9 protein-coding genes are annotated in these 8,475 nt (G+C 64.3%); 1 reads left to right on the forward strand and 8 read right to left on the reverse strand.

Annotated elements, in window-relative coordinates; genetic code table 11:
- From AYR66_RS24085 to AYR66_RS24120, 8 genes are all read right to left on the reverse strand, one after another.
- Positions 1 to 207 (reverse strand): hydrogenase maturation nickel metallochaperone HypA/HybF (locus AYR66_RS24085; RefSeq protein ID WP_141104321.1); only part of this gene is annotated, 207 nt, incomplete at its 3' end.
- On the reverse strand, positions 200 to 1,270 hold the full coding sequence (locus tag AYR66_RS24090) for a hypothetical protein (RefSeq protein ID WP_088710108.1): 1,071 nt from the start codon (positions 1,268 to 1,270) through the stop codon (positions 200 to 202). The genes AYR66_RS24085 and AYR66_RS24090, both read right to left, overlap by 8 nt.
- 24 nt (positions 1,271 to 1,294) lie before the next feature.
- Positions 1,295 to 1,519, reverse strand: coding sequence for a HypC/HybG/HupF family hydrogenase formation chaperone (locus AYR66_RS24095; protein ID WP_234815070.1), 225 nt, complete (start codon positions 1,517 to 1,519; stop codon positions 1,295 to 1,297).
- A gap of 5 nt (positions 1,520 to 1,524) precedes the next feature.
- A complete protein-coding gene (locus tag AYR66_RS24100) occupies positions 1,525 to 2,016 on the reverse strand; it encodes a HyaD/HybD family hydrogenase maturation endopeptidase (protein WP_088710110.1) in 492 nt (163 codons plus the stop codon).
- Positions 2,017 to 2,040: 24 nt separating this feature from the next.
- A complete protein-coding gene (locus tag AYR66_RS24105; RefSeq protein WP_088710111.1) occupies positions 2,041 to 3,744 on the reverse strand; it encodes a nickel-dependent hydrogenase large subunit in 1,704 nt (567 codons plus the stop codon).
- 9 nt (positions 3,745 to 3,753) lie between these two features.
- On the reverse strand, positions 3,754 to 4,899 hold the full coding sequence (gene hybB, locus AYR66_RS24110) for a Ni/Fe-hydrogenase cytochrome b subunit (protein WP_088710112.1): 1,146 nt from the start codon (positions 4,897 to 4,899) through the stop codon (positions 3,754 to 3,756).
- Complete coding sequence (hybA, locus tag AYR66_RS24115; protein WP_088710113.1) at positions 4,892 to 5,875, reverse strand: hydrogenase 2 operon protein HybA; 984 nt, start codon at positions 5,873 to 5,875, stop codon at positions 4,892 to 4,894. The genes hybB and hybA overlap by 8 nt, the downstream gene beginning before the upstream one ends.
- The gene (locus AYR66_RS24120) at positions 5,872 to 7,041 is read right to left on the reverse strand and encodes a hydrogenase small subunit (protein WP_088710114.1); all 1,170 of its coding nucleotides are present in this window, start codon (positions 7,039 to 7,041) and stop codon (positions 5,872 to 5,874) included. Before AYR66_RS24120 ends, hybA begins: the two co-directional genes overlap by 4 nt.
- A 383-nt stretch (positions 7,042 to 7,424) precedes the next feature.
- Between AYR66_RS24120 and hypB the strand changes: the two genes are divergently transcribed.
- Positions 7,425 to 8,384 (forward strand): hydrogenase nickel incorporation protein HypB, encoded by a 960-nt coding sequence (gene hypB / locus AYR66_RS24125; protein WP_088710115.1) that lies wholly within the window; start codon positions 7,425 to 7,427, stop codon positions 8,382 to 8,384.
- Positions 8,385 to 8,475 lie beyond the last annotated feature (91 nt).

Raw genomic sequence — 8,475 nt, forward strand, 5'->3', positions numbered from 1 at the left:
TCCCGGCGATTCAATGATCTCCAGCCGCGCGCCGTCCGCCACCGAATCCTTCACTACGGCGTCGAAACAGAAGCGCATCGCTTCCACTTCCACGCCCGCCAGCGCGCCGATTTCCAGCCATACCGTCTTCACCCGGGTGAAGTTGTTGGCGCGCGCGCTGTCCTCGATCACCTGGAGCACGCTTTCCGCGAGCGACATTTCATGCATGTTCAACCTCGATCTGATGAGTGACGCAGGGGTCGAGCGACAGCGCCAGCAGTTCCGCATGGCGCCGGGCAGCCTCCGCGCTGTCGGCCGCCTTCCCGGCCAGTCCCTGTGTGAAGGCGCCGGACGGATGGAAGTTCCATTCCGTCGGCGCAATGATCTTGTAGGCGGCAATGCGGCCCGCTTCGTCCAATGCCGCGTAATGTACCAGCAAGCCGCGCGCATTCTGTACCCATGCAAGTCCGCCGCCTGCGATTGCAGCTCCCTGCACCCAGGGGCGCGGTCCGGCGTCTTCGGCTTGCAGCCGGACGAAGAGGTCATTGATCTCGACCAGCCGCGCAAGCACGCGGCTGAAGATGCTCGTGCCCTGGATGGATAGCGATGCCGCCACGGCGGGATGCCGGTGCATGCGTGCAAGCGATCCGGTTTCCACCGGAGCGCCCTTCCATTGCGGGAAGGCCGGGAAATCAGCACGCGCCAGCAGGCCGGGAACGAGCACGGCAGGGATGTCCGCGCTATCCGGCATCAATGCGACAGCACTGTGGCCCCAGCGATGCTCTTTCCTGCAAATGTGAAGCAGCTGCGCGATGAGCATGTCTGCATTGTCCAGGTCCTCCGAAGGGAGTGCCGCGCGGACAACCGTTTCAACTCGCCGGATCGCCTCCTGCCACCCGCGTTCATCGGGTTCCATGCAAGCTACCGACAGCGCGTGCCGGATACGCGCGAGCAATGCCGGGTCGCCCGGCTTGTCGAGCAGCCGCGGGAAATCGATCAGGAAGCGCCAAAGCAGTTCCTGCACGGCTTCAACCAGCACGAGGCGCTCGCGGCGCAAGGGAATGACGGGCAGCGCACGTTCCGTCGCCGCTTCAAGCGCCGTGGCGCAGGCGGCGGCTTGCGCCTTGCCGCACAGGCTGAACAGCATCGGCAGGATACGCAGTGCTTCCTCGGGCAGCTTGCCGCGCAGGAGCGATTCGATGGGGGCGAGCGGACGCGGATGCACGCCCGCGCGGACGATGCGCCGGCCGTCCCAATGCAGGGTAATGCGGAGACTGCCTTCAGGGTTCACGGGAAACAGGGCGGGAAGGAGAACTCAGTTCTCCGCATGATCGACGATTTCGCCGAGGATGGCCAGCGTCTCGAGCGCGCGCTCATGATCGACCCGCTCGCTGGCGAAGTTGCCTGCCTGGATAAGCAGGTAGTCGCCGATACCGACCGGTTCCGGCATCAGCATCAGGCTGACCGTGCGCGTGCGGCCGAATGCTTCCACCGTCGCCATCTCGCCATCGAGCGCGATGATGCGTGAAGGAATCGCCATGCACATCAGGCGGCCTCGCGCATTGCCGGTTCGACGACGATGCCCAGACGGCCGAGTTCACCGGCAAGGCGGGCGGTGAGTGCAGGCAGCAGCGCTTCGACCGGCGGCGACAGCGACATGCCGGTTTCCAGCGATACCGGCTGCACGCCGAGCACGGTCACGCTCCCCGGTTCCTCGCCCGAAAGCGCCAGCGTCGCCAGCACGTCGGACAGGCCGATCTGGTGCGGCGACAGCTTGGTCTTGAAGAACACCGGCACGTCTTCGTCCGCGATGCGCACCATGGTGCCCGGCGGCTGGCCGCAACGCACCGCATCGACAATGATGAGGTGCGTGGCATTGGCCAGGTCTTCCAGCATTTCCATGCCGGTGGTGCCGCCGTCGATGAGGTCGACTTCCGGCGGCAGGCGGTACGCGTCCCGGAATGCCTCAATGGCGCGCACGCCGATGCCTTCATCGCTGAGAAGGATGTTGCCCACGCCGAGTATGACGATACGCATGTTCTGCCCCTGACGCCGGTTGATTTACAGCACCTGTACCTTGACCACTTCCTTGTGTTCCGTGTCCAGCACGTGCACCGCGCATGCCAGGCAGGGATCGAAGGAATGGACCGTGCGCAGCACTTCGAGCGGACGTTCCGGATCGGCGACCGGCGTGTTCAGCAGCGCGGTTTCGTACGGGCCGGGCACGTCGCCTTCGTTGCGCGGCGCCGCGTTCCAGGTGGTCGGTACCACGCACTGGTAATTGTCGATCTTGCCGTCCTTGAGCACTACCCAGTGCGACAGCGCGCCGCGCGGGGCTTCGTGGAAGCCGACGCCGCTGACTTCGCCCTTGGGGAAAGTCGGCTTGTTGAAGGTGGCGTGGTCGCCCTTGGCGATGTTCGCCACCAGCAGGTCCCACTGCTGCGCCAGCAGGTCGACCTGCACCGCGCACGAAACAGCGCGCGCCGCATGGCGGCCGATGGTGGAGTGCAGCGCCGGGATGCCGACCTTGGTCTTGGCCAGTGCGCTCACCGTGTCCAGCGTCTGGTTCACATACTTGAGGGTCGGCTTGTGGCCTGCTGCGGCCATCGTCAGGACCCGCGCGAGCGGGCCTACTTCCGCCGGCTTGCCGTAGAAGGTCGGGGACTTCACCCAGGAATACTTGCCGTTGTCCTGGAAGTCGGTGTATTGCGGCTCCGTCTCGCCGCGGAAGGGATGCAGCGGACCCTTGCCGCCCTTGTACCACGCATGCTTGACGCTTTCTTCCACGCCCTTGCGGAAGTACTCGTCGGCGAAGCTCGCAATCGGCTTGTACGCGCCGAGGTCGCCGCCCTTGATGTAGCCGCCCGGCATCGCGAACTGCGTGCCCTTGGTGTCCAGCGGGAGGTCCGGCACCGCGAGGTAATCGGTCGCGCTCGCGCCGATGGCGGTCCAGTCGGAATAGAAGGCGCCGATGGCGGCGACGTCGACCAGGTAGACGTTCTTCACGAAGTCCGCCAGCTCGTCGATCCAGCCCTTGATCGCGAGCAGGCGTTCCATCGAGAGCGCGGATTGCGAGTCGAAATCGATCGGATTGGAGACGCCGCCGACGGCCACGTTCTGGATGTGCGGCGATTTCGCGCCGAGCACCGACACGATCTTGGTTGCCTTGCGCTGCACCTCGAGCGCCTGCAGGTAGTGGGTGGTGGCGAGCAGGTTCACTTCCGGCGACAGCTTCATTGCCGGGTGGCCCCAGTAGCCGTTGGTGAAGATGCCGAGCTGGCCGGTGCCGACGAAGCCGGCGAGCCGCTCCTTGACCTTGGCGAACTCATGCTTGCTGTTGCCGCTCCAGGTGGAGAGGCCTTCCGCCAGTTGCGCGGTCTTGGCCGGATCGGCCTTCAGTGCGGACACCACGTCCACCCAGTCCAGCGCGGACAGGTGGTAGAAGTGCACGATGTGGTCGTGGATCGCGTGCGCGGTGATGATCAGGTTGCGGATGTACTGCGCGTTGAGCGGCACTTCCAGGTTGATCGCGTTTTCCATCGCGCGCACCGAGGTGATCGCGTGCACGGTGGTGCAGACGCCGCAGATTCGTTGCGTGATCGACCAGGCATCGCGCGGATCGCGGCCGATGAGGATCTGTTCCACGCCGCGCCACATCTGGCCGGACGCCCATGCCTTGGTGACCTTGCCGCCGTCGATCTCGCAATCGATCCGCAGGTGCCCTTCAATCCGGGTAATCGGATCGATCGTGATTCTCTTGCTCATGCTTATCTCCTAATTGTGCTCTTTCGGCAGGACCGGCAGCAGCCGGACCAGCACGATGTATCCGAGGATTTCCAGTGCGATGATGCCGACGGTCACCATGATTTCCGGCACCGAGGGGAAGTAGGTCCAGCCGCCGCCGGTCGAGTAGCCCACGAAGTAGGCGTTGACCCGCAGCAGGAAGGCGCCGGCCATCAGGCAGCAGGCCGCGACGAACAGCTTCGCCGGTTCGTGGCGCGCGCTTTCCGTCCGCAACAAGACCACCGGTGCGATGTAGGCCGCCATCTCGATCCAGAACATGAAGGCTTGCAGCGTCGGCGCGAAGGCCGTGACGATCGCGCCGCGCACGACGAGATCGATGATGCGTACGGCGACATAGGCGGCGACGACGCCGGTCATCAGCTTTGCCAGCTTGTGCAGCAGGTGCATTTCCAGCATGCGGCTGAAGCCGGACGACGCCAGGCAGGATTCGAAGACCACCACCGCGAAGCCGGTCGTGACCGCCGTCATCAGGAACAGCAGCGGGATGACGTTGGTCTGCCACAGCGGATGCACATGCGCGCCGAACACCACCAGCATGGTGCCGAGCGAGGACTGGTGCATGGTCGGCAGCACGATGCCCAGCGCGATGAAGAAGAACAGCGCCTTCTCCAGCCGCTTGCGTGCCACGTGCATGCCGAGCTTCTCGAACACCGCCGGCGCGAACTCGATCCACATCACGAGGATGTAGGCCGAGACGCACAGCGCCACTTCCAGCATCAGCGAATTGACGTTGGCGTAGCCGGGCACGAACACATGCCAGAAGTTCCAGTAGCGGCCGAGGTCGACCGCCGCCGAAACGCCGGCCAGGGTATAGCCGAACAGGCTGGCGAGCAGGGCGGGGCGCACCATCGGATGGTATTCGCCCTTGTTGAAGATGTAGACCAGCATGGCCGTGACGTAGCCGCCGCACGCCAGCGCCGACCCCACCATCACGTCATAGATGACCCAGATGCCCCAGGTCTGCCCGTCGCTGATGTTGGTGACCGCGCCCATGCCGTACACGAAGCGGAAGCCGAGGATGACCACCGCGATCGCCACGAGGATCGCCAGCGTGACCGTGGTCGGCGTGACCAGCGGCCCGCCCAGCGGCGCGGGAGCGTGATGTGCGTCAGACATCGGAGCCTCCTTCTTTCTTGTCGGGATCGTTCTTGGTGTTGCGCTTGGCGATGAAACCGAGCACGCCGAGGAAGGCAATGGGCAGGGCCATGCCGGTATACAGGGTGTGCTGGATGGTTTCGGACTGCGCCGCGAAGGAACGTTCCGGCAGCTTGCGCAAGCCCAGCTTTTCGAACGGCACCGCGGACAGGCGGATCACTTGCGTGCCGCCCACTTCCTTGTCGCCGTAGATGTGGTGCACGTAGTTCGGTGTCTTCGCCACGTGCGGCGACTGGTCGTGCGTCGTCAGGTTGCCGCGCGGGAAAGACGTCTCCTCGCCGGGCTTGAGCGCGAGCCGGCGATTCGCTTCCGCCTTCAAGTCCTTGACCTTGCCGAACAAAGTCGCACCGGTCGGGCACACTTCCGCGCAGGCGGCATACTTGCCGTCCTTCATCCGGTGCCGGCACAACTGGCACTTGGAAATCTGCGGTGTCGGCGTGTCGTACTGGAAGCGCGGCACATTGAACGGGCATGCCGCCACGCAGTAGCGGCAGCCCATGCACTTGTCCTTGTCGTAGCTGACGATGCCGGTGACCGGATCCTTGCTCATGGCCGAGACCGGGCAGGCCGACACGCAGGACGGGTCCGCGCAGTGCAGGCAGGAATTCTTCATGAACGCGAAGCCGTCCTTTTCGCTGTCCTTCTGTGCGCCGGTGCCGTCCTTGTACAGCTTGATGACATTGAGCGTCTTGCCGGAGAGGTCGAGCGGCGTGTCCCAGAGTTTCTCGCTGGTGGAGAACTCCGGCGGCATGTTGTTGGCCTCCTTGCAGGCGGCCACGCAAGCCTTGCAGCCGATGCACAGCGTGCTGTCGAACAGCAGGCCGACCGCTTCCGGCGGCATCGGCTTGTTGTCGCGCGCCTGTGCCCCGGTGGCAGTGGCGAGCAGCGCTCCGCCGCCCAGCGCGCCCTTCAGGAAATCGCGCCGGTCGATGCTCATGATGTGGTCCTCTCGGTTTCCGCAGCCGGCTTCTCGACGGCCTTGCCCGGGCATTCCGTCTTGCACTTGCCGAGGTTTTTCGCCATGGCGCCGGCAGCACCGACAGCGGCGCCGCCTACTGCAGCGACGACCGCGACGGCGGCGATCGAAGCGCCCTTGCCCTGTTCTTCAACAATGTGCGGGTAGCCGTTCGGCGGATTGGTCTTCAGGTTGGCCAGCGCGTGGATCGGCTTGGTGAAGCCGACGCCTTGTTCCGTGCAGCCGATGCAGGGATGGCCGGTGCCGACCGGCCAGCTTGCGTTGCCGACATCGCCGAACAGGATGGACGGGCAGTTGGCGAAGGTTTCCGGGCCCTTGCAGCCGAGCTTGTACAGGCAGTAACCCTTGCGGTGGCCTTCGTCGCCAAACTCCATCGCAAAGCGGCCGGCGTCGAAATGCGCGCGGCGTTCGCAGTTGTCGTGCACCAGGCGCGAGTAGGCGAATTTCGGGCGGCCCTTCGCGTCGAGTTCAGGCAGTTTCCCGAAAGTGAGGAAGTGCACTACCGTGGATAGGAAATTGTAGGGGTTGGGCGGGCAGCCGGGGATGGTGGCGACCGGCTTGCCGAGCACCTCCGCGACGCTCGATGCGCCGGTCGGATTCGGCCCCGTGGAGGGCATGCCGCCCCAGGATGCGCAGCTGCCGATGGCAATCACTGCCGCCGCATCGGCCGCGCATTCCTTGAGCATATCGAGCGCGGTCTGGCCGCCGATCTTGCAATAGATGCCGTTGTCCTTGGTCGGGATCGCGCCCTCGACCACCAGCAGGTACTGGCCCTTGTTGGCTTTCATCGCCGCCTTGCGCGCGGCCTCGACCTGGTGACCGGCCGCAGCGAACAGCGTCTCGTGGTAATCGAGGGAAATCACGTCGAGAATGAGCTTTTCCAGCGTCGGATGCTCGGCGCGCAACATCGATTCCGTGCAGCCGGTGCACTCCTGGAAATGCAGCCAGATCACCGACGGCCGCTTCTTGCTAGCGACCGCATTCGCGATCGCCGCATCCGCGCCGGCCGGCAGGCCCATGCTCGCCGCCATCGCGGCACAAAACTGGAGAAAGCTGCGGCGCGAAATGCCCAGGCGCTTCTCGACCGCGGCAATGTCGTCATTGCCGCCGCGTGTATGGTTATTCATCCAACTCCCCTTTCCGTGATGTCGGTCGCATGCACGGGAATTATCAAATCGATACGGTTTGTCTCCTTCGCCCGTACCTGTCACGAAAATTGCAAGCGAACAGACACAGGATGGAACGGCGGGGTTTGCGCAACTTCCATGCCACTGGGAAAACACGTCAAGGGCATTCGGGCAAGGCGGGATGAACCGGCGGCAAACCGGTGCGGAGCAAGACTTCCCACTATCGGGAAGGCGCGGCGCGAAAATGGCCGCAGTGCAATCCAATGTTTCACTTTGACGGTCAAGCGCAAAGCGCGTGACCAGCGTAATGGGATGGACTAGGGAGCCAGGTGTTCCTACACTTGGACATTAAAGCCGGCGCGAAGCCGGACGGGAGACACACGATGTGCGTAGTATGCGGATGCGGCAACGGTGCCGCGCAGGGTTCTTCAATGGTCAAGCCGGCAAGCAAGCTGCCGGACGGTGAACTGAAATACAAGCCGGTGGCAGCGGACGGCCACCATCACGATCACCATCATCACGAGCACGACCATGTCGTCGTGAACACCGCCACCGGCGACTTGCATTATGGACAAGGCGAGGCCTGCGTCTCGATTCCCGGCGTGAGCCAGTCGCGCACCATCCGTCTCGAACAGGATGTGCTTGGCAAGAACAACCAGTTTGCCGCGCGCAATCGCGAGCACTTCATCCATCACCGGATTTTCGCCCTCAACCTCGTATCGAGCCCCGGCTCGGGCAAGACCACGCTGCTGTGCGAAACCATCGAGGCGCTGAAGCGGCGCGGCAGCATGGTGCCGGTCGGCGTGATCGAGGGCGACCAGCAGACCAGCCACGACGCCGACCGCATTCGCGCCACAGGCGCGCCGGCGATCCAGGTCAATACCGGCAAGGGCTGTCACCTCGATGCGCAGATGGTCGGCAATGCCTTCTCGAGACTGCCTCTGCACGGGCATGCGCACGGCGCCGGTCACCATCACGGCCAGGAAGGCGGGCAGGGCGGCATCCTGTTCATCGAGAATGTTGGCAACCTCGTGTGCCCGGCGATGTGGGATCTCGGCGAAGCGGCCAAGGTAGCCATCCTGTCGGTGACCGAGGGCGAAGACAAGCCGCTCAAGTATCCCGACATGTTCGCCGCCGCCAGCCTGATGATTCTCAACAAGGTGGACCTGCTGCCCTACCTGCGTTTCGATGTGCAGAAATGCATCGACTTCGCGCGCCGGGTCAACCCGCGTATCCAGGTGCTGCAACTGTCAGCCACCAGCGGGCAGGGCATGGATGTATGGCTGGACTGGATCCTCGATGGACATCGCGGCCTCGCCGCACAGGGTGAGCAGGCAGCGTGATGGGCGGCACCGAGCAGCAACTTCCCGCATCGGCGGGAAAGGCAACTGTCCTTGCCTGCGGTCCGTGGCTGAAAAACACCGCCTGCCTGTT

The organism is Noviherbaspirillum denitrificans (assembly GCF_002211445.1).
In the GTDB taxonomy this organism is placed as follows: Bacteria; Pseudomonadota; Gammaproteobacteria; order Burkholderiales; family Burkholderiaceae_D; genus Noviherbaspirillum; species Noviherbaspirillum denitrificans.

Excerpts from the sequence above, each read along its gene's own strand:
- AYR66_RS24120 (WP_088710114.1), bottom strand. The coding sequence starts at position 7,041 with ATGAATAACCATACACGCGGCGGCAATGACGACATTGCCGCGGTCGAG.
- hypB (WP_088710115.1), top strand. The coding sequence starts at position 7,425 with ATGTGCGTAGTATGCGGATGCGGCAACGGTGCCGCGCAGGGTTCTTCA.
- AYR66_RS24105 (WP_088710111.1), bottom strand. The coding sequence starts at position 3,744 with ATGAGCAAGAGAATCACGATCGATCCGATTACCCGGATTGAAGGGCAC.
- AYR66_RS24100 (WP_088710110.1), bottom strand. The coding sequence starts at position 2,016 with ATGCGTATCGTCATACTCGGCGTGGGCAACATCCTTCTCAGCGATGAA.
- AYR66_RS24095 (WP_234815070.1), bottom strand. The coding sequence starts at position 1,519 with ATGGCGATTCCTTCACGCATCATCGCGCTCGATGGCGAGATGGCGACG.
- hybB (WP_088710112.1), bottom strand. The coding sequence starts at position 4,899 with ATGTCTGACGCACATCACGCTCCCGCGCCGCTGGGCGGGCCGCTGGTC.
- hybA (WP_088710113.1), bottom strand. The coding sequence starts at position 5,875 with ATGAGCATCGACCGGCGCGATTTCCTGAAGGGCGCGCTGGGCGGCGGA.